This is a genomic window from Parapedobacter deserti (assembly GCF_042646065.1).
GTDB lineage: Bacteria > Bacteroidota > Bacteroidia > Sphingobacteriales > Sphingobacteriaceae > Parapedobacter > Parapedobacter deserti.
In genome coordinates, this window is record NZ_JBHRTA010000038.1 from 991,566 (window position 1) to 1,011,688 (window position 20,123).

19 protein-coding genes are annotated in these 20,123 nt (G+C 50.2%); 6 read left to right on the forward strand and 13 right to left on the reverse strand.

The genetic code is table 11. The features are described 5' to 3' along the window. Positions 1–106: 106 nt before the first annotated feature. From ACFOET_RS16770 to ACFOET_RS16800, 7 genes are all read right to left on the reverse strand, one after another. The gene (locus tag ACFOET_RS16770) at positions 107–1,225 is read right to left on the reverse strand and encodes an ABC transporter permease (protein WP_379024760.1); all 1,119 of its coding nucleotides are present in this window, start codon (positions 1,223–1,225) and stop codon (positions 107–109) included. A gap of 125 nt (positions 1,226–1,350) precedes the next feature. After that, positions 1,351–2,457, reverse strand: a complete 1,107-nt coding sequence (locus ACFOET_RS16775; protein ID WP_379024762.1) for an ABC transporter permease — start codon at positions 2,455–2,457, stop codon at positions 1,351–1,353. Between the two features lie 4 nt (positions 2,458–2,461). Continuing rightward, positions 2,462–3,208: an ABC transporter ATP-binding protein gene (locus ACFOET_RS16780; RefSeq protein WP_379024764.1), complete on the reverse strand. Its 747-nt coding sequence runs from the start codon at positions 3,206–3,208 to the stop codon at positions 2,462–2,464. Further along, entirely contained in the window at positions 3,198–4,121 is a 924-nt protein-coding gene (locus ACFOET_RS16785) for an ABC transporter ATP-binding protein (RefSeq protein ID WP_379024766.1), read from the reverse strand. The genes ACFOET_RS16780 and ACFOET_RS16785 overlap by 11 nt, the downstream gene beginning before the upstream one ends. 10 nt (positions 4,122–4,131) lie before the next feature. Then, positions 4,132–5,028 carry an HlyD family secretion protein gene (locus ACFOET_RS16790; protein WP_379024768.1) on the reverse strand — a complete coding sequence of 299 codons (897 nt, stop codon included), beginning with the start codon at positions 5,026–5,028 and terminating at the stop codon, positions 4,132–4,134. A gap of 18 nt (positions 5,029–5,046) precedes the next feature. Continuing rightward, on the reverse strand, positions 5,047–6,318 hold the full coding sequence (locus ACFOET_RS16795; RefSeq protein WP_379024770.1) for a TolC family protein: 1,272 nt from the start codon (positions 6,316–6,318) through the stop codon (positions 5,047–5,049). 61 nt (positions 6,319–6,379) lie between these two features. Beyond that, the gene (locus ACFOET_RS16800; RefSeq protein ID WP_379024772.1) at positions 6,380–6,994 is read right to left on the reverse strand and encodes a TetR/AcrR family transcriptional regulator; all 615 of its coding nucleotides are present in this window, start codon (positions 6,992–6,994) and stop codon (positions 6,380–6,382) included. A gap of 282 nt (positions 6,995–7,276) precedes the next feature. On the opposite strand from ACFOET_RS16800, the gene metA reads away from it, so the two are divergent. Further along, positions 7,277–8,218, forward strand: coding sequence for a homoserine O-acetyltransferase MetA (gene metA / locus ACFOET_RS16805; RefSeq protein WP_379024774.1), 942 nt, complete (start codon positions 7,277–7,279; stop codon positions 8,216–8,218). A 34-nt stretch (positions 8,219–8,252) separates the two neighbouring features. Continuing rightward, complete coding sequence (locus tag ACFOET_RS16810; RefSeq protein ID WP_379024776.1) at positions 8,253–8,483, forward strand: hypothetical protein; 231 nt, start codon at positions 8,253–8,255, stop codon at positions 8,481–8,483. 102 nt (positions 8,484–8,585) lie between these two features. On the opposite strand, the gene ACFOET_RS16815 is transcribed toward ACFOET_RS16810, so the two are convergent. Then, positions 8,586–9,050 (reverse strand): hypothetical protein, encoded by a 465-nt coding sequence (locus ACFOET_RS16815; protein ID WP_379024778.1) that lies wholly within the window; start codon positions 9,048–9,050, stop codon positions 8,586–8,588. 164 nt (positions 9,051–9,214) lie between these two features. Continuing rightward, positions 9,215–10,990, reverse strand: a complete 1,776-nt coding sequence (locus ACFOET_RS16820; RefSeq protein ID WP_379024780.1) for a DNA topoisomerase 3 — start codon at positions 10,988–10,990, stop codon at positions 9,215–9,217. A gap of 189 nt (positions 10,991–11,179) precedes the next feature. Here ACFOET_RS16820 and bla point away from each other — a divergent pair, with 189 nt between their 5' ends. Further along, complete coding sequence (gene bla, locus ACFOET_RS16825; protein WP_379024782.1) at positions 11,180–11,923, forward strand: subclass B1 metallo-beta-lactamase; 744 nt, start codon at positions 11,180–11,182, stop codon at positions 11,921–11,923. A gap of 28 nt (positions 11,924–11,951) precedes the next feature. Next, positions 11,952–12,311, forward strand: coding sequence for a DUF4180 domain-containing protein (locus ACFOET_RS16830; RefSeq protein WP_379024784.1), 360 nt, complete (start codon positions 11,952–11,954; stop codon positions 12,309–12,311). Positions 12,312–12,361: 50 nt separating this feature from the next. Here ACFOET_RS16830 and ACFOET_RS16835 read toward each other — a convergent pair whose 3' ends face one another. The 4 genes from ACFOET_RS16835 to ACFOET_RS16850 all read right to left on the reverse strand — a co-directional run bounded on the left by ACFOET_RS16835 (position 12,362) and on the right by ACFOET_RS16850 (position 14,905). After that, on the reverse strand, positions 12,362–13,084 hold the full coding sequence (locus tag ACFOET_RS16835; protein ID WP_379025134.1) for a pseudouridine synthase: 723 nt from the start codon (positions 13,082–13,084) through the stop codon (positions 12,362–12,364). A gap of 13 nt (positions 13,085–13,097) precedes the next feature. Continuing rightward, a complete protein-coding gene (locus ACFOET_RS16840) occupies positions 13,098–13,370 on the reverse strand; it encodes a DUF4342 domain-containing protein (RefSeq protein WP_379024786.1) in 273 nt (90 codons plus the stop codon). 196 nt (positions 13,371–13,566) lie between these two features. Then, on the reverse strand, positions 13,567–14,280 hold the full coding sequence (locus ACFOET_RS16845; protein ID WP_379024788.1) for a 3-ketoacyl-ACP reductase: 714 nt from the start codon (positions 14,278–14,280) through the stop codon (positions 13,567–13,569). 157 nt (positions 14,281–14,437) lie between these two features. Further along, entirely contained in the window at positions 14,438–14,905 is a 468-nt protein-coding gene (locus ACFOET_RS16850; RefSeq protein WP_379024790.1) for an NUDIX domain-containing protein, read from the reverse strand. 194 nt (positions 14,906–15,099) lie between these two features. Between ACFOET_RS16850 and ACFOET_RS16855 the strand changes: the two genes are divergently transcribed. Both ACFOET_RS16855 and ACFOET_RS16860 read left to right on the forward strand, forming a co-directional pair. Beyond that, positions 15,100–16,353 (forward strand): exonuclease SbcCD subunit D, encoded by a 1,254-nt coding sequence (locus tag ACFOET_RS16855; protein ID WP_379024792.1) that lies wholly within the window; start codon positions 15,100–15,102, stop codon positions 16,351–16,353. After that, positions 16,350–20,081, forward strand: coding sequence for an AAA family ATPase (locus ACFOET_RS16860; RefSeq protein ID WP_379024794.1), 3,732 nt, complete (start codon positions 16,350–16,352; stop codon positions 20,079–20,081). Before ACFOET_RS16855 ends, ACFOET_RS16860 begins: the two co-directional genes overlap by 4 nt. Positions 20,082–20,123 lie beyond the last annotated feature (42 nt).

Here is a 20,123-nt window from a genome sequence, read left to right on the forward strand (position 1 = left end):
GTCAAATGTATAAAATTTTTCCAGTGCTGCCTAATTCTATTATTATAGACGAGAATAATGACGGATAAATTACAATAACGTGAATAAATATTTAACTGTTTTGTTTTCACTTAATTTTCTGGTAATTTGATACCGCCCAAGTGTTTACGATAACAGCGAATCCGAGTACCGCGCCCAAGTGTGGCAAAATAGCCCCCCAACCGCTGCCCTTGAGCATGATCATGCGCATCACTTCAACGAGGTAAGTCACAGGGTTCAGCCCTGAAACAGCTTTGGCCCACGCAGGCATACTATCTAAAGGAGTAAACAACCCACCCATCAAAATGAAGATCATCATGAAGAAAAACATGACAAACATCGCTTGCTGCTGCGTTTCTGTATAAGTAGATATCAAGAGTCCAAAGCCTAAGACCACCAATAGGTAAACCCAAATGAAGGCATACATTGCCAAGATATTGCCTTGGGGAAAAATTCCGTACACCAGCCAAGAGACAAGCAAACCGAGTGTAAACACGACATTCCCCAATACCCAGAATGGGGTAAGTTTTCCAAGGATGAAATGGTGTTTTTTGATTGGCGTTACATTGATCTGTTCGATGGTACCTACCTCTTTTTCCTTGACGATGTTTAGCGCCGTGAGAAAGCCGCCAACCATGGTCAGCAAAATCGCCAGGATTCCTGGCACCATGAAAAACCGGTAGCTGAGTAGGGGGTTAAAGCGGTTGCTCGGTAGCACTTCAATGATTGGCATTGGTTCGAAGCGGGTGGGGGCCGTCCACTCCAGCAAAATTCCATGGTGATAGTCGAGGAGGATGTCAGCAAGGTAAGCGCCGCCGAGGCCAGCCTTGGTCCCGTTGATTGCATTCACAGCGATGAGCAATTGCTGCTCACCTTCTCGGATAAGGTTGCGCTCGAATCCACTTGGTATTTCCAGTGCAAGGTCGGCGTCATCCAGTTCAATAAGCCGATATGCTTCTGCCATTGACGCATGGTATCCTTGCAGCCTGAAATAACCCGATGCGATGATTTTCGAGATAAGTTGGCGTGAATAGGGCGAATGGTCGTGGTCAACCACCGATAAGTTGATTTTTTTTACCTCGTAATCGGCGGCAAGTGGCAAAATGATTAATTGCATTATCGGCATGAAGATGATCAGCACTAATATGGCCCGGTTTCTAAAAATCTGCCGGAATTCTTTTTGCAAGATAAATTTAATGGTTCTCATGTTTTATGGATAATCAGCTATCGGCAATTAGCCATCGGCCTTACTCGTTTTATTGCGTCGTTATTTACTGCTTCTGGGGTTGTTTTCGCCGCGTTGTGTCTTACATCCCGACCGCTTATGCTGTCCTATTCCAACCGTACCTTGAAACTTTTCAGGCTAATTATGAAGAAGAACAGCGTGATACCGCACAGAATAAGCGTTTCTTTCCATATCTCAGCGATACCCACACCTTTGATCATGATGGCTTTTGCAATGATGTAGAACCATTTGGCCGGCACAATGTTGGAGAAGAGCTGCAAGGGTACCGGCATATTTTCAATGGGGAACATGAACCCGCTGAACATCATGGTGGGCAAAAGCATGCCCATCAGTGAGACCAGCATGGCCACCTGCTGAGACTTCGTCTTAATCGAGATAAAAATTCCGAGTGCTAAGCAGGTGATAATGAACAGTGTGCTCTCAGCAAACAGCAACAGCCAACTCCCTTCAACGGGGAGTTGAAGGAGAAACACGCTCATCAACAAAATCGACATCACATTGATGAGCGACAGAATCAAGTAGGGGACAGCCTTTGAGAGGATAACCCCCACCGGTCTGAATGGTGAAACCAATAGGATTTCCATGCTGCCCATTTCTTTTTCCCTGACGATGGATACAGCCGTCATCATCACGGAGACAAGCATCAACACCAATGCCATTACACCGGGCACAAAGTTAGGTGCCCCTTTCAGCTGCGGGTTGTACAGCATGCGGATCTCCGGGGTGATGCGATAGGGCAACGCCATATTCTCGCTGATTTCCGTTTGATAGTCCTGAATGATGGATGATACGTAATTCGTCAACGTCGTTGCATAATTGGGATCTGAAGCGTCTGCAATTACTTGTATCTGTGCATGATTTTGATGGACGAGATCTTGATGGAAATTGGCCGGAAATACGATGGCTAGTCTGATTGTTCCTTCCTTGAAGGCCGCTTCCAACCGGTGCCTGTCCCTCACATTTTCCTCGACTTCGAAGTAGTTGCTGGCCGCTATCCGTGCGGTGATGTGGCTGGATGCTTCATCATGAGCATAGTCGAGGATAGCGATGCTGGCGTTTTTCACTTCGTTGGTCAGCGCAAATCCGAAGATCAGGATTTGTGCCAGCGGCATGCCAAATAGAATAAACAATGTTCGTCGATCGCGAAGTACGTGGTAGAATTCCTTCCTTACAAATGTAGCAAACTGTTGCATTTTTTTATTCCCCCCGTTTTGCGACGCGTGCCAGCTGGTAAAAGACACCGTCCATTGATGTTTCGTTCAGTTGCGCTTTCAGTTCCCTGGGTGTTCCCAACGCTTTAATTTGGCCGTCTACCATAATTGATACACGGTTGCAATATTCCGCCTCGTCCATGTAGTGCGTGGTTACGAAGACGGTGATTCCCCTGCTTGCAGCTTCATAAATTAAGGTCCAAAACTGCCGCCTCGTTACGGGGTCAACGCCGCCGGTCGGTTCATCCAGGAATACGATTTTGGGTTCATGCAGTATGGCTATGGAAAATGCCAGTTTTTGCTTCCAACCGAGCGGCAGATTTCCAACTAACTTCTTTGCTTCCGACTCGATTTCCAGTTGATGGAGCAATTTTCCGCTCTTCGATTTAAGCTGCTGGTCGGTCAGTCCATAGATACCGCCGAAAAACCGTATGTTTTCCAGTACGGTTAAATCTTCATAGAGCGAAAATTTCTGGCTCATGTAGCCGATATTCCGCTTGATCTGCTCGGTTTGTTTGTACACGTTAAGCCCGGCCACGGCCGCCCTTCCGGAAGAAGGCACAGACAGGCCGCATAGCATCCGCATGGCTGTGGTCTTTCCAGCACCGTTTGCGCCGAGGAAGCCGAATATTTCACCGCGGTATACATCAAAAGAGATTTCGTCGACGGCGGTAAAGCTATCGAACCGTTTGGTTAATTTTTCGGTGAGGATAACCGGTTCCTTATTTTTCATGATGAGTCAACATTTTTATAAAACAATCTTCGATGCTTGGCGCTATCGGTTTCACTTCAACGCCGCTGAATCTGCGTTCCACGAGGAATTGCCGCAGGCGCTGTTCCATAGCAGCATCGTCCTTTCCCCGGGTATGCGCATGAATATACTCTCCGAATAGATAGGCGTCTAAGCGTGGCTCATAGGTGGATAATACGTGGATAAGACGTGGCATATCCGTGGCTTTTACAGCGTATAATTTGCTTGGATAAGCCGCCGTGATACCCCCAGGTGTGTCAATGGACATAATACTGCCCTGCTGTATCAGCGCTACGCGGTCGCATAGCGAGGCTTCATCCATATATGGGGTCGAAACCAGTATGGTAATGCCATGTTGTTTAAGTCGCCCGAGCATCTCCCAGAATTCTTTACGCGATACCGGGTCCACTCCCGTGGTGGGTTCGTCCAGGAAGAGCACCTCCGGTTTATGGATAAGTGCGCAGCACAAGGCCAGCTTCTGCTTCATGCCGCCGGACAGCTTGCCCGCCCTCCGATTTTTAAACGGCGCAATCTGCGCATAAATATCCGCGATGAGTGCATAGTTCTTTTCCATTGTGGTATTGAACACCGTGGCAAAAAAGCGGAGGTTTTCCTCAATACTGAGATCCTGGTAGAGCGAAAACCGCCCAGGCATATAACCTACCTTCCGTCGTATCGCCTTATAACTGGTCACAATATCATGGCCAGCCACGGTAGCTGTGCCGCTGTCCGGCACGAGCAGCGTGGTAAGCATCCGGAAGATCGTGCTTTTTCCTGCACCATCCGGGCCGATAAGGCCGAACAGTTCGCCTTCGGCTACCGAAAATGAAGCATCTTTCACTGCGCTGATAGCGCCCTTGCTGTAGGTTTTCGTTATGTTTGTTAGGGAAACCATCTTCCTTCCATTAATTGCCAAACAGCACTTCGCCGTACATGCCGATTTTCAGTAAGCCATCGTTTTTCACGCGAATTTTAGTGGCATATACGAGGTTTTCACGTTCGTCTTTGGTCCGAATGGTTTTCGGCGTAAACTCCGCTTTGTCACTGACCCATTCGAGGACACCCGTATATTGGCGGTATTGTCCATCTGCGCCGTCCACCAATACCGTTACCGGCTGGTTCAGTCGGATCTGTGCAAACTGCCGGCCCGACACGTAGGCCCGTAGCGTTATGGTAGAGAGGTCAGCGATCTTGTATAGCGGTTTGCCTACCGTTGCCATCTCGTTGGCTCGGGCATATTTTACCAGGACGGTTCCGTTTATGGGGTTAACGATGCGACTTTTTGCGAGCTGATCTTCCAACTGGGCAATCTGGATTTCCAGCGGTGAAGTTTCTTGCAGGATGCTGGAGGACGTGATACCCAGTGATGAGTGCTGCGCAGCAATCTGTTTCTGTATGATGGCCACCTGTGCTTCAGCATCGTCAAGCTGTTTGGGTGTGGCCGCATCGGCTTTCACCATGTTGGCAATCCGCTGCCGCTCACGAGTCGCCTGTTCGAGTTGTTCCTGCAAGGCAGCGAGCTGTGCTGCCACGTTGGGCCGCCTGCTGAGCGTAGCCGCAATCTGCGACTGTAATTGGCGCTTTTTAAGATGGAGCTGGGTGGTGTCTATGTAACCGACGTACTCGCCGGCGTGCAACTGCTGGCCTTCCTCGATCTGCAAGAGGTTGATTGTTCCGTTTGCTTCGGCCGCGATGATGGTTTCTACTGCCTCAAAAGTGCCGGTGGCATCATATTCCGTTTGGCGCGCGGTACAAGAAGCCAACAATAAAATGGCTGGTACGATTGTGTTCAGATGGTTCATAAGCTATATGGGATAATGTTATTTTCCGGATAGTTGTTGTATGTCGTATTGGATCAGGAGCCGCTGGACTTCGTGAAGTATTTTGGTCACTTTGGCCAGATCCTCGGCATGCACTTCACGCAGGTAGTCGGCCGCATTGATGACACCGTTCTCCAGTTGAGCGAGCGCAGCGGCTTTTACCGATGTGCGCAGCGCAATGATACGGTCATCTGTGGCCAGTAGCTCCTCATATTTGTCCAGCGCAATGCGCTGCTGCCGAAGCGAAAGGTCTGTATTGAACAGGAAAGTCTCCTGTTTTAGGTCGATGGCTCTCCGGCGGATATCCAGCAGTGCCCTGTCTTTCTGGATTGTATAGAAGCCGCTTATGGGAATGGTGATCTGCACGCCACCGTAATAGTAGGCCTCCAAATCATTGCTGAGCATGTTCAGCGCGGGCCGTCCAATTCCTCCTTGCAAGAACAGGCTCAGTTTGGGTAGATTTTTTGCGGTAAGTAGCTGATCTTCGACGTCGACAACACGTAGCTGGCTGGTATACCACTGTATTTCAGGGCGATTGACTTTCAGCGATGGGCGCACAACCGCCGGCCGCTGTAATACGGTATGCTCGTCCAGTGGCCGGTTAATGAATAGCCCGAGCATCCCCATATAGGCTTTGCGCGAGGCCTGCAGTTCCGATTCCTGCTGCTGGGTTTTGAGCAGTTCCGCTTCAAGCAGGCTGGCGCTGCTTATCAGGGACGAGCCGTTGGCTATGGCCGCTTGGGTTTTCTCCAGTCCGGCAACGATATCTTGCTGGAACAACCTGTTCTGGACCAACTGGGCATCCAGTAGCAGGATGCCAAAAAACAACTGGTTTACCCGTTGTTTGACACCGTATAATTCCACTTCAAGTGCCCGTTTTTCCATTTCCGCTCCCGCCGTGGCCGCGGCTTTCTGCAATCGCGTGATACCTCCGTCGTACAGGGTTTGGTTTACTTCGCCATACAACTTGTACTGGTCTTTACTCAGGGCGGGCATCGCCATACCGGGTACTTGAATCGGGATCTCCGTAACGGCCGACTGGTACGTAGCCTGGCCGGTGATGTTGAGCTGCGGAAAGTAGCTTGTATGCGCTTTTTCTACCGAAAACCTGGCGCTTTGCGCGATAAGGTCACGCTGCTTCGCCAACGGATAGTTTTTTTCCGCCAAGTGGTGGCATTCTGCGAGCGACAGCGGTTCGGGCTGGCCTTGAGCGATATGGCCGAGCGCAACGGTTGCCGTCAAGCCTAAAAGATGAGTGAATAAGGTATTCATTGTATTTGTCATTTGAATTAATCATTTGATTAATATTGGATTAAAAAAATAGCTTTACGTCTTACGTCGCTTCCAGCATCGCACTGAACCAAGTTGAGATCAGTTTTTTCCGTTCGTTCATGATGGTGACGGCCTCCTTTTTAGAAATTCCTGCAATCAGCTGCACCAATGGCTTTCCGATAAACGGGAAAACGATCAGTCCCAACATATTGAAAATAAAATGGATTGGATCAACATCAGGTCGCCGTTTGGCCAACTGTCTATAAAATGCTGAATCCGCGAAGTTTGCTTTTGACTTGATCATACTGGCAAATTTGTCCGGATTGTTCCGGATTTCGCCCAGTACAAACAGCGGAATATCCGGGTGTGCCAGTAAGGTATCGATGTAGTGTGCGGCTATTTCCTCCACTTTCTGTTCGATGCTGGTATCTTCGTTCATTAAGATAGGGCCTATTCTGCCCAGTAGGAGCTGCATCTTCTCTAAGATCACGATTTCGAAAAGCTTTTCCTTGCTCCGGAAGTAATAGTTCAGCAACGCAAGGTTGATGCCAGCCTCCTCGGCGATATCCCGTGTACGGGTGGCGGCATATCCTTTTTGGAGGAAAACCTTCCGTGCCGCTTCCTTGATTTTCTCTTCCGTACTCAGACCTGCCGTTGATGTTTTTTTCTTTGCCATATCGTGGTGGGGCAAACTTAAATATGATTTCTGATTTATCCAAATTTTTTAATCATTTGATTAAATCTGATTGAAAATCTTTCCCCCTTCAAATTTTGTGTCCATGGTCCTACGATGATTAAGTTATCCAATTTACGTAGCAAAGTAATGCACTTTCCATAATCATTCGATGGCGATCGTACTGTTTCTCAAGCGTTGTTGCGCGTGCAATTAATACCTTCATTATTATAGCCCAAAAAATCTGCGTATTTTTGCAGGTGAATAAAGGTACGAGGAGATAGCATGCCAGTAAAGATCCCGAACAATCTTCCAGCGATAGGACTGCTCGAGAAAGAGAATATATTTGTGATGAACGACTTGCGGGCAAGTACCCAGGATATTCGCCCGATGCGTGTTATCATACTGAATTTGATGCCGCTAAAGATTTCCACGGAGACCGATTTCATCCGGTTGTTATCGAATAACCCTTTACAGGTTGAGGTCGAATTTCTCCGCTTAGATACGCACACGCCAAAAAACACCCCGGAGGAGCATCTGGAAATGTTCTATAAAGGTTTCAATGAGGTTGCGGAGAACTACTACGACGGAATGATCATTACCGGCGCGCCTGTAGAAATGCTTGATTTTGAAGCGGTAACCTACTGGGATGAAATCAAAATGATTTTCAATTGGGCAAGAAAGCACGTCACGTCGACCCTCTACATCTGTTGGGCCTCCCAGGCAGCGCTATATCATTTTTATGGCGTTGGCAAGATTCCGTTGGATAAAAAGCTCTTCGGTGTTTTCAAACATAGCGCAATCGACAAAAGGCATCCATTGTTCCGGGGTTTCGATGATGAGTTTTACATCCCCCATAGTCGGCATACCACCATTGCAGAGGCGGATCTGAAAGGTTTAGCCGAAGTTGCCTTGCTGTCCAGGTCGGAAGAGGCAGGCGCGGCGATCATTACTTCAAGAGGCGGACGTGAATTTTATTTAACGGGGCATTCGGAGTATTCACCGTGGACTCTCCACGAGGAATATACCAGGGATTTGGAAAAAGGCCTGCAGATCGACGTGCCCAGGCATTATTACGCAGAAGACGATCCCCGGAGAGCGCCCGTTGTCCGTTGGGCCAGTCACGCTAACCTGCTGTTCAACAATTGGCTGAATTATTTCGTTTATCAAGAGACACCGTTTGATTTAACGGAAATAGCATCGATGGAGGACATCAAGCACCCGTAAGAAGCTATTGTTAGAAAACTAAACATTTTTATGTATGTCTGAACCATTTGATATCGAAGTCTTTGATCATGTCTATTCTGTTTTCCCGGAAGAGGAGGGTGTATATTCCATTTACAAAGAGGGAAGGGAATATTTGCAGATTCAAAAAGATACAGAAAGTCAATGGCTGAAACTCGATCCGGAGTCAGGTATCCCGCTTTTTGGGTTGGATGAAGAGGTAAATGCCATTGGCGTGGCAATTGTTGCTCACGAGAGACAGCAGTAAGGACTTTTTGAAGGGCCTAGTTCCTAAACAAAAAAAATCTTCCCCCGGTAAGCGAGGGAAGGTTGCCTGATAGGTAATCTAATATCTTGAACGCGATGTCGACTAGCGGGTTGTGCTGGCAGTTTTCGACAGTGCTTTCTGTGCCTTGATAAACTTTTCTTCTTCTTTTTTCACTGCTATTTCCAAGTGCTTTTGCAATTTGGCGATTTCCTTGGCCTCGTAAGCGTCCCGCTCCGCACGCAGTTTGGTATAGCGGGCGTTGATCTCAGCGATGGCCTTTTTGCTCTGCTCTACACGAATGCCGCTATCAATATCTTGCTGGTATAAATCCACAAAGAATTTATGTTCGCGGTTTAGCTCTGCATGATTGCCCCGGCTCGTTTTTATCCGCGTTTCAGCGAGGCCATACTGGTTGTGAAGCACTGCTATATTGTGCCGGTGGAAGGCGGCGGCTTCTTTTAGCGTGGTAGCGTTACTTTTATCGTTTGTCGGGTCATTAGGGTTTCCAGCGAAGCTGCTTCCAAGCGTCACTATACTGATCAAGGCGGTTAATACGAGCATTTTCATAATGATATCGTTTTTAAGGTTATTAATTATTGTTAATGTTTTTTGTTGTTCTTTGTAGATAAGACGACAAACTTGAGAAAACGTTGCAGCACAGTTGGACGGTTTTCGACGAAGAGGTATTTGGCATCGACCAACAAACGATATTTTAGGCCAAAAGGCTGATTTTATAGATGGTTTTTGTGTTGTTTTACTTCGCTTGTAAGCTGAAAGACCATCGCAATAAGCTCTTCTTTAAACTGAGCGGCACCATATTCACCTTTCTCGATCAGGCGGAGTTTCCGTTCCCATGCGCCTGTAAGCTCAGCGCTTTTCAGCAATTCGTTTTGGATGGTGTCAATAAGGTTAATGCCGGTTTGCGTTGCCACCAACTTCCTTTTTTGCCTTTCAATGTACTTCCTTTTGAAGAGCGTTTCGATGATGTTGGCCCGAGTTGAAGGGCGGCCGATGCCGTTTTCCTTCAGTAAATCGCGCACTTCATCGTCGTCCACGTGCTTGCCGGCGGTCTCCATGGCGCGCAGCAATGTGGCTTCAGTATACGCCTTGGGTGCTTTGGTGCGCCCCTTGTGGATAAATGGCATGTGTGGCCCTTGTTCGCCGACCTCAAACAGCGGGATTTCCTGCTCGTCGTCTGCCGGGGAGTCGGTTTTCTTTGTTTCCTTAGGGTATATCGTACGCCAGCCAGGCTCCAGTATCTGCTTGCCAGACACACGGAATGGAACAGTGCCCGCCCTGCCCTCCACGGTGGTGTTCGATACTTTACATGCTGGGTAGAAGACGGCGAGAAATCGCCTTGCCACGAGGTCGTAAACACGCTTTTCGTCGAGCGGTAATGTCTCAGGCGATACGTCCGTTGGGATTATGGCGTGGTGGTCGGTTACTTTAGAATCATTGAATACCGCCTTGGATTTTGGGATCGGTTCTTGAAGGATTGGAGCCGTCAGCGCCTTGTAATGTTTCATGCTTCCGAGGATACCTGGTACCTGTTGGTGCAAGTCTTCCGAAAGGTATGTGGTATCTACTCGCGGGTAGGTCACAAATTTCTTTTCATAAAGGGCCTGGATGTGCTTCAGCGTATCGTCCGCCGAGAGGCTGTATTTCTTGTTAGCATCTACCTGCAATGACGTTAGGTCATATAATCGAGGATTGCGCTCTGTACCTTCCCTGGTTTCGGCCGAAACGATTTCAAAAGTGTGCCCTTGGAGGTATTCGAGGCCCTTTTCCGCACGTTCAGCGGTTTCTAAGCGGGCGATGGTGGCCACAAACACGGTATCCCTATAGGTGGTTTTCAATTCCCAGTAGTCTTCCGGCTTGAACGCGTTGATTTCCTTTTGACGCTGTACGAGCATAGCCAAAGTGGGGGTTTGCACGCGGCCGATGGAAAGCACCGATCTTTCTGTGCCGTACTTCGTGGTAAAGAGACGCGTGGCATTGATGCCGAGCAGCCAGTCGCCCATTGCCCTCGCACTGCCTGCGGCGTACAGGTTGTCGTAATCTGCTGCTGGCCTGAGCTTGCTGAACCCTTCTCGTATGGCTGCCTCGGTCAGCGATGATATCCATAGCCGTTTCACGGGTGCCTTGCAGCGGGTTTTGAGCAGTACCCAACGTTGTATAAGCTCGCCCTCCTGCCCGGCGTCACCGCAGTTGATTACTTCGTCGCAATCAGCCACAAGGCGTTCGATAATGCTGAACTGCTTTTCTACACCTTTATTGGAAATAAGCTTAATACCGAACGAAGGTGGGATGATCGGAAGGTGGGCAAGTTGCCACGATTTCCACGTCGGCATGTAATCATGCGGTTCCTTCAGGGTGCAGAGGTGCCCAAACGTCCATGTAACGCGGTAACCGTTGCCCTCATAGTAGCCGTCCATGCGTACGGTGGCCCCGATCACTTGTGCGATGTCTTTCGCAACGCTGGGTTTTTCGGCTATACAGACCTTCATCGTTTCCGTGGCTCGGCAATAGTTGTTTCAGCGATGGGTTCCATTGACAAATGGTGTTTTTCTTTTTAGGCGTAAAAGTAAGGTATATTTCTTATAGTTCTGAATGCAAAAAAGCAATTCCAAGGAAAACCGTATAATTGCAGCAGCGTTTCGTCTTAGACGAGCAGTTCGAATACCCAAAGCATACAAATGACACAGAGCTTACAAGCACTATGTTTGGCATTGATTGCCGGAATAACCTCGCTTTTCGGGCAGGATCTTGACTATATTTCGGAAAACCTCGTTATCCGCAAGCTTGCGGACGGTGTTTACATGCACACCTCATTTTTGGAGACTCAAGACTTCGGAAAAGTGCCCTGCAATGGCATGGTCGTGTCAGATGGGAGGGAAGCCGTGGTATTTGATACACCGGCTACGGACTCCATATCCTCAGCATTGATCGATTGGGTAGAAGACCAACTGAAATGTAGTATAAAAGCAGTCATCCCTACACATTTTCATGCAGACTGTTTGGGCGGCTTGGATGAATTCCATAGACGTCGTATACCATCTTACGCCAATAGCCTGACCATTGTGCTTGCATCAGCGAATGGCTCGACAGTGCCGCAGCATAGTTTTGACGATATGCTCGAGCTGGCGGTTGGAAGCAAGAATGTAATTGCTGATTTTATTGGAGCAGGCCATACACGAGATAACGTCGTGGGCTACTTCCCGGACGAGCGTATCCTTTTCGGGGGATGCCTGATTAAAGCAGTGGGATCAGATGAAGGGAATTTGGCGGATGCCTTGGTAGATCACTGGACCTTGACAGGCATCAAGCTGAAGGCCAAATATCCTGAAGCAAAACTGGTAATTCCCGGGCACGGTGAGCCGGGTGATACATCGTTGTTAGACTATACCATTCAGCTGTTCGAGCAATATCGGGCAAACTGATGTAAATGCATCGGCACAAATTTATACAATGAACATTCAACCCCACAAAATAGACGGCAAGGAAATTGCTGAAATCACCTCGGATAAGATAATTATCCAGCACACCGACGATGCGTTGGATCTAATGGGCAACATCTACTATCAAGGCTTTGAAAGTATGATACTTTATGAAAAGAATATTACTGCAGACTTCTTCGATTTGAAGAATAAAATGGCGGGCGATATCCTTCAAAAATTTTCGAACTACCGTATCCGTCTCGCAATTGTCGGAGATTTTTCTAATCTATCAAGCAAAAGCCTGAAGGAATTTATTTACGAGAGCAACAAGGGAAAACACGTCAATTTTGTCGCCTCCCTCAATGAAGCATTGGACTCGTTAACCCGGTAAAGATGAATACTGCTGGACAGGAAGACCATTTGATCCACTTGCTGCGTTTACTATATTTGAATAGAAGCGCTTGGGGCCCGATGGTCGCTTGATTGGAATTTTAGAATCGACATGGCCCGGTTGAATTCCGGGTGGAGCGGGGCTTCTATCGTCACATCCGATCCGCTAACGGGATGCCTGAAGTGCAGTTTGCTCGCATGTAACAACATGGTGTCCATGTTGTACGTCTGCTTCCAAAGTTTGTTCTGTTTGTTGCAGCCATGAGGCCGATCCCCGATAATCGGGTGTAGAATGTGTGCGAAATGCCGCCGCAATTGATGCATTCGGCCGGTTTCGGGCACGGCCCTAACGAGTGAATAGCGTGAGGTCTGGTGTTTGCCGGACGGAAGTGCTACTTCAGCTGTTGCTATGGTCCAAAATCGGGTCAGCGCGTTTTGCATGGTGCCGCTTTCCTTTTTTAAAGGGTAGTCGATCTCACCTTTCAGCGGTGCGTAGCCCCGCAATACAGCGACATACGTCTTTTCCGTCTGCCGAGCTGCAAAAAGCTGCTGCATCATGCTATCGCTGGTTTTATCAAGCGAAAAAAGCAGTATACCACTGGTTTTCCGGTCTAACCTGTGGGCGGGATAGACCGGCTTTCCGATCTGATCGCGCAAAAGTTGGAGCGCGAACATCGAGACATCTTTCGCGATCGAAGATCGGTGGACCAGTAGCCCGGGAGGCTTGTTGACCGCGATCAAATGCTCGTCTTTATATAGGACATCGAGTGTCATTCCCGCCGTTTGGTTAATCCCCGGGTTGTTCGCCGGAAGCGGGTTCGTTGTCTTCATACCGTTCGACAGTGATCGTACATTCGGTTAACAGCGCGGCAGCAGCACCGATGGCGGCAAGCAGGGGAGCCAACAGGGCACCGACTACGCCAACCGTCACCGGGAAGCTCATAATTTCCTTGCCTGATTTATCGGAGATGATGATTTTTCGGACATTGCCTTCGGCAACGATATCCTTGATTTTCTTCAACAGCTCCTCGCCCCTGACAAAAAACGATTCTTTTTTCATAATGCTTATTACGTCGTAAAGGTAACAACCCTTAATCAAAATTTCGATAGGATCTTTTCACAGCGTGCCAGCCTTGCTTCGCCGCATACTTTCTTCAGTCAAGGCTATTTGGTCGGCGGCCAGCCGGATTCCCCAACTGCCGCTGCCGTATCCCAGTCGGAGTGAAGGATGTGCTGCGTGGCCATAAAAATGAGTTTCATGGGTTGGTCGAGAAAATAGAGCCGTTGGCAATCAACGCCCGTCGTTTCATTTTCAGCATGTCTCTCACCCATTCCGCAAAATCTTCCGGCTGAAGCACCTTTTCTGGATTACCGTCCGTCAAGCCGGCTTCAATACTCATATCGGTCGCGATCGTGCTTGGGGTAAGGGTAAATACCCGGATGTTGCGCTTGCGAAGTTCGCCCATCAACGACTGTGAAAAAGCGATGACAGCAGCCTTGGACGCGCAGTATGCCGACATGCTGGGTGCTCCTTTTAAACCTGCGGTCGATGCAATGTTGACAATGTCACCTTCGCCACGTTTTTTCATATAAGGAATAACAGCTTTAGCGGTGTAGTACACCCCAAATAAATTTGTTTGGATAATATTTTCCCACTCATCGATGGCCATTTCTTCAACTGATCCAAATGTCGCCACGCCTGCATTGTTGATGAGGATGTCTATACCGCCAAGCTTATCGGCAAGCCCGGCAATGCCGTCTGTAACCGCCGTCGCTTGGCCTACCGGGAATGCGGCATGATATGCCGCGATACCCAGCTTTTTGAGTTCCTCTACAGCAACAGCAAGGCTGCTGGCGTTGCGTCCTGTTATTCCGATATTGACGCCTTCTCTGGCCAAGGTTAGCGCTAAAGCTTTTCCTAAGCCCCTGCCGCCACCCGTAATAATTGCATTTTTTCCTTCTAATTCCATATCATTATGTTTTTATTGCAACCTTGTTCTGCGACGGCCACTGTGGTAATTGGCCACTGTGGCTTCCGCATGGTAGTGTTTAGCAAAATTAGTAAAAGGCACTTTTTACTACAAATGCTTTTGTCTTGCAATAGCTCATCGCATAAGTTGGCCATACTCATTTAGGTCCACCTTCCAGCCGCTCCACAAGCTGCTCCAGCAACGGAACCTGCCGCTCATTAATCAATTGTTTGGCGTCCAGCAGCGTAAACCACCCGGATTTGTCTATTTCAGGGAAAGAACGCCGTTTGCCCGACCGCGGTGGCCACTCCAACTCAAAGGTGTTACTCACTACGCTTTCGGGGTTTAAATCAGCTTCTACTGCCCAGCAAATTACTTGCTTGCCACCTTTCTGTACCACTGCGTTTAGTGGAATAAATGGGCCATCGAGGGGTATTCCCGTTTCTTCTTCGAACTCCCGGACCGCTGTTTCAAGGGGTTCTTCAGGCGGTATGATTTCACCTTTGGGAATGGTCCAAGCACCGGCGTCTCTCTTCGCAAAGAATGGACCGCCGGGGTGTACCAGAAAGAATTGGATTTCTGAGGCCGTACGGCGAAACACGAGTATACCTGCGCTTTGTTTCATGACGTCTTGGAGTTTGCAAGATACCTATTTTCCGTTACTGTTTTATCCGCACTCCATTTTATATACAACAATTTTTTAATGGCAACCGGGAGACCGACGCGGATATTTGCTAAATTGATGACCATGTTGTAATTTGCATGACACAATGGATCGGTGAGTCACACGCCCTAAATATAACGAACATCAGTAAACGAATGAACATCCTCCACACTGCCGACTGGCACTTGGGCCAACTCTTTCACGAGTACGACCGCACCTACGAACACCAGCAGTTCTTGGACTGGCTGGTTCAGACACTGGAGCAGGAGAGGGTTGATGTACTGCTTATCAGCGGCGACGTGTTCGATCTGACTAATCCGTCCGCTGTCTCCATCCGGCAATTTTATGCCTTTCTTAGCCGGGCCAGCCAAGCCTGCCCAAATATCCAGATCGTCGTCACCGCCGGTAACCACGACTCCGCGTCGCGGTTGGAGTCGCCAAAACCATTGCTGGAGTCGTCCAACATCCACATTATCGGTCTGGTTGAAAAAAATGACGACGGTAACATCGATTACGATAAACTCATCGTCCCCCTTGTCAAAGACGGGAATATAAATGTCTGGTGCATCGCTGTGCCATTCCTGCGCACGGGCGACTATCCCGCCATCGCCGACTGCGACAATCCCTATGCGGAAGGCGTAGCTGCGCTGTACCACGACCTATACGAGGCTGCGAAAAGCAAACAGCAACCCGGACAGGACATCATCGCCATGGGGCATCTCCACGCCCGGGGCGCGGAGACGTCCGATATGGACAACGCGGAACGGCTCATCATGGGTGGCGTTGAGTGCATTGCCGCATCGGCGTTTCCCGAAGACATCGCCTATGTTGCCCTTGGCCACATCCACAAGGCGCAGCGGCTCGGCGGCAGGGAGCATATCCGGTATAGCGGCAGTCCACTGCCGATGTCATTCTCGGAGATCAACTACAAGCATCAGGTTATCCTATTTAGCCTGCGAGAAGGGCAGCTCAAGCCACCCCGTGGTATCGTAGTACCAGTTACCGTGCCCTTGCTCAAAGTGCCAAGGATACACAGCCGCGTGGAAGAAGCGTTGCTCGCTTTGCAGCAATTGCCTGTGGCGCATGGAAAGGATCGCGCCACAGCTCCCTATTTGCAGGTGTCCATTTTGCTTGATGCGCCAGAGCCGGGCCTCAGGCATAAGATTGAGCAAGCGATAGCAGACAAACACGTTCGCCTTGCGCGCATCGATACTCGCTATCCGGAAAAGAAAGACGCTGCCGACCGGGAGCAGGTCATTTCCCCCGACCAGATCCACGCCTTAAAGCCCCTAGACGTCTTCAAGCAAGTATACCAGTCGCGCTATGGCAATGAAGTTCCGGAGGCCTTGATGGCGCTGTTCAACGAAGTCACCCAGCAGGTCTATGAAAACGAAGGAGGCGAAGCATGAAGATACTCACCATCCGCATCAAAAATCTCGCATCATTGGAAGGCATTACGGAGATCGATTTCACGCAGGAGCCCTTGTGTTCCGCCGGTATCTTCGCCATCACCGGACCTACCGGCGCGGGCAAGTCCACCATCCTTGATGCACTGTGCTTGGCGCTCTATGCCAAAACCCCGCGTTATCTACAAGCCCGCGAAACCGGTATCGAGATTACCGACGTTCAGGGCAGCACCATCAACCAAAGCGACGTACGCGCCATCCTGCGCGATGGCACTGCCGAAGGCTACGCAGAGGTCGATTTTGTCGGCATCGACGGTCAGCACTATCGCGCTACATGGAGTGTCCGCCGCGCGCGTAACAGGGTAGAAGGCAGCCTCCAACAAGCCGGCATTACACTAAAGCACCTAACCACCGGCAGAGATATCGGCGGTAAGAAAACCGAGCTCCTGCCCGAGATCGCCCGGCTGGTCGGCCTCACCTACGAGCAGTTCATCCGTTCGGTACTGCTAGCACAGGGCGATTTTACCGCGTTCCTGAAGGCCGACAAAGACCAGAAAGCGTCGCTACTCGAAAAGCTTACGGGCACGCACATCTATTCCGAGCTATCCAAGAAAGTGTTCGAACGCTACCGCGAAGAAGAGCAGCAGCTTAAACTGCTCCAGCAGCGGCAGGAGGGCATCGTTATCTTAACTACCGAAGAACTGACCGAGCTCAAAGCACAGGAAGCCCAACTAGCAACTGCACTCGAGCAGTTTGAGACACAAATCGATGCGACCACCATAGAGATCAAATGGCATGAGGCCTTAAGCCGTCACCAAGCTCAAGTCCATGAAGCACAGCAAGCTCTACAGGAACGTCTTGCCGAAAAGACCGAATCGGCCGGGCGCGAAATGTACCTCAGGCAGGTAGAACAGGTACAACCTGTCCGCATCTCGGTTGATTTGCATCAGGAAGCGACCGAACGTCTCATCCAAAGAAAGCAAACACGCGAAGAAATCCGCAGCCAGCAGCAGCTTTTGGCGCAAAGGGTCAATGATGCTGCAATAGCAACAGCCGAAGCCACCCAATACTTAGAAGCACAAAGCAGCGCCCAAGAAGCGGCAAGGCCCCAGTTGGCTGAAGCCAATAAATTAGGCATCCAGCTACAAGCCCAGCAAGCGGATCTTGCCGCCGCGCAGCAGCAATGGCAAGCCCGGAAAGCCCGATGGGCGGGAAGCCAACAACGGCTTGCGGACAAACAGCGGGAATCCGATACCGTGGAGCAACGGATAGCCGCCCACCATCAGTGGATAGCGAAGCATGCCAGTCGCCAGCCGGTAGCCGAGCATCACGCGCTCATCGTCACAAAGCTCGCGGAGGGCCGCAAGCAGTTGGAAGCTATCTACCGGGCGGCCGCCGATATCGCCCAGTACGAGGCACAAATCCAAGCTAAAACCACGGAACATGCGGAGGCCGCCCAACGTTCAGAACGCCTCGCCAAGCAGGTCAGTGACGTCCAGGCAGAGATTGCAGCACTACGCAAAGACCTCGCTGCCCTTCCAATCGGCCAGCTCCGCGAAGAAAGCAAAGCTGTGGCTGCCCAGGCAGAAGCGCTGTTTGCGGCTACTACTCATTGGCGTCAACTTTACCGGGTACAACAAGATGCCCAGCAGCTGCAGCAGAAGCTCGAAGAGCATCAGCTTTTGCTGAAGGAAAAAGAAGTCCAACTCCAGGACACAACTAACGCCCTTCAATCCATCACGGAGCAACGTAAAGCTTCAATTGCTATGCTCGAGAAAGCCATGGTTGCTGCATCGGCCGATGTCGAAATCCTGCGCAGCCAATTGACGGATGGCCAGCCGTGCCCCGTATGCGGCAGCCGAACCCATCCTTACGCCCACGGAAGCCCCCAGCTCAATCACGTGCTGGATGAATTGCGAAAAGTGCACGAGACCATCGAACAGACTTACGCCGAACACGTTGCTACTGACAGCAGGCTGTCGCAAGCAGTTCCCCTACTCCGACAAACCATCAAACAACTCGATATGGAACTGGTCGCAAAGCAACGCGAACTGAGCGAGCATACCTGTCAATGGGGACAATATCCCGTCAGCCAGGCGTGCGCAGATATTGAGCCGGTCAATAAGGAAGCGTGGTTGGCCGGTCAGGCCCAGCAACTTAAGACGGCCAAAGAACAGGCTTCCGAGCAATTGGACCGGTATCAGCGCGCGCAGGACGCATTGGATGGCCTCCAGCAGACCTTACAACGTTTACAGGGTGAACATACCGCATCTGCCGATACCGCAAAAGACTTGGGCCACCATTTGCAGCGCCTAACAGAGCGCCTCACAAGAGCCAAGGAAGAACATGCTTCCCGCAATGCCGAACTGGAAGACATACTGGCCTCGGTACAGCCCTGTTTCCCAGATGACCAATGGGTTGCCGGCTGGAAGAGCCAAACTGAAGCCTTTCTGGAACACGTCAACACGTTTGCTGCCGAATGGAAGCACATCACCGAAACGTTGGATGCTGACCGCAATAACCTCATGGTATTGCGCGCCACCATTACCGGCATCCAAAAGGAAGAACAAGACCTCGCCGCAGAGGTCGCCCTTGCCGGGCGCGATTATGCCGATAAGCAGGCCGTCCTCGAAAATTTGCGGGCAAGCCGCCTGTCGCTGTTCAACGGCGAAGCCGTCGAAACTATCGAAGCCCGGTTGAAGCACCGAATCACCAAGGCACAGGAACAGCTGAACATCCGGAGGCAATCGCAAGAGCTGCTGCAAACCGAAAACGCCCAGTTAGAAGCTACGGCTACGGAAATAGGGCGGGAAATCACCCGGCTGGAAAAGCGCACCGCGGAGCTATCCGGTAAAATCGAACAGTGGCTTTGCGATTACAACGCCAAACATCAGAGCACACTGGGTAAAGCGCTGCTTCAAAAACTACTTGCCCATCCCTCGGAATGGATCGCCGAAGAGCGGGAGGCCTTATCAGCCATTGAGCGTACCGTTACTCAAGCCTCGTCGGTATTGGATGAGCGTACCCGGCAACTAGCCCGACACGAGCAGCAGCGACCGTCTGGCGAATCCTTGGATAAGCTGAAACAACGGCTGCAAGAGCAGCAAGCCAACCGGTCTGGAAACCAGCGGGATCTCAGTGAAATCGGCTTCCGATTAAAGCAAGACGAAAGTAATAGGCGGCAGCTTGGCGACCTGCTCGCCACTATACAAGCCAAGCAGTCGGTAGCGGACAACTGGTCCAAGCTCAACGATATTATTGGCTCTGCCGATGGCAAGAAGTTCCGGCAGGTGGCGCAGGAACATACGCTGGATGTATTACTCAGCTATGCCAATGTACATCTGGAAGTACTCTCGAAGCGCTACCGTTTGAAACGGATACCGAATACGCTGGGTTTGCAGGTGCTGGATCAGGACATGGGCGATGAGTTGCGCACGGTGTATTCGCTTTCCGGCGGGGAATCCTTCCTCGTATCATTGGCCCTGGCATTAGGGCTGGCGTCCCTATCAGCCAGCCGGATGAACGTCGAGTCCCTGTTTATCGATGAAGGCTTCGGGTCGTTAGATCCCAATACGCTTAATATCGCGATGGATGCGCTTGAGCGGTTGCATAACCAAGGGCGCAAGGTAGGCGTGATTTCGCACGTACAGGAAATGACCGAGCGTATACCCGTACAGATTAAGGTAAGTAAGCAGCAGAGTGGGAGGAGTGAGGTGGAAGTGCTCGGATAATAGCTTAGTCAATCCGCAGGCGATTATAGTAGCAGGGAGCTG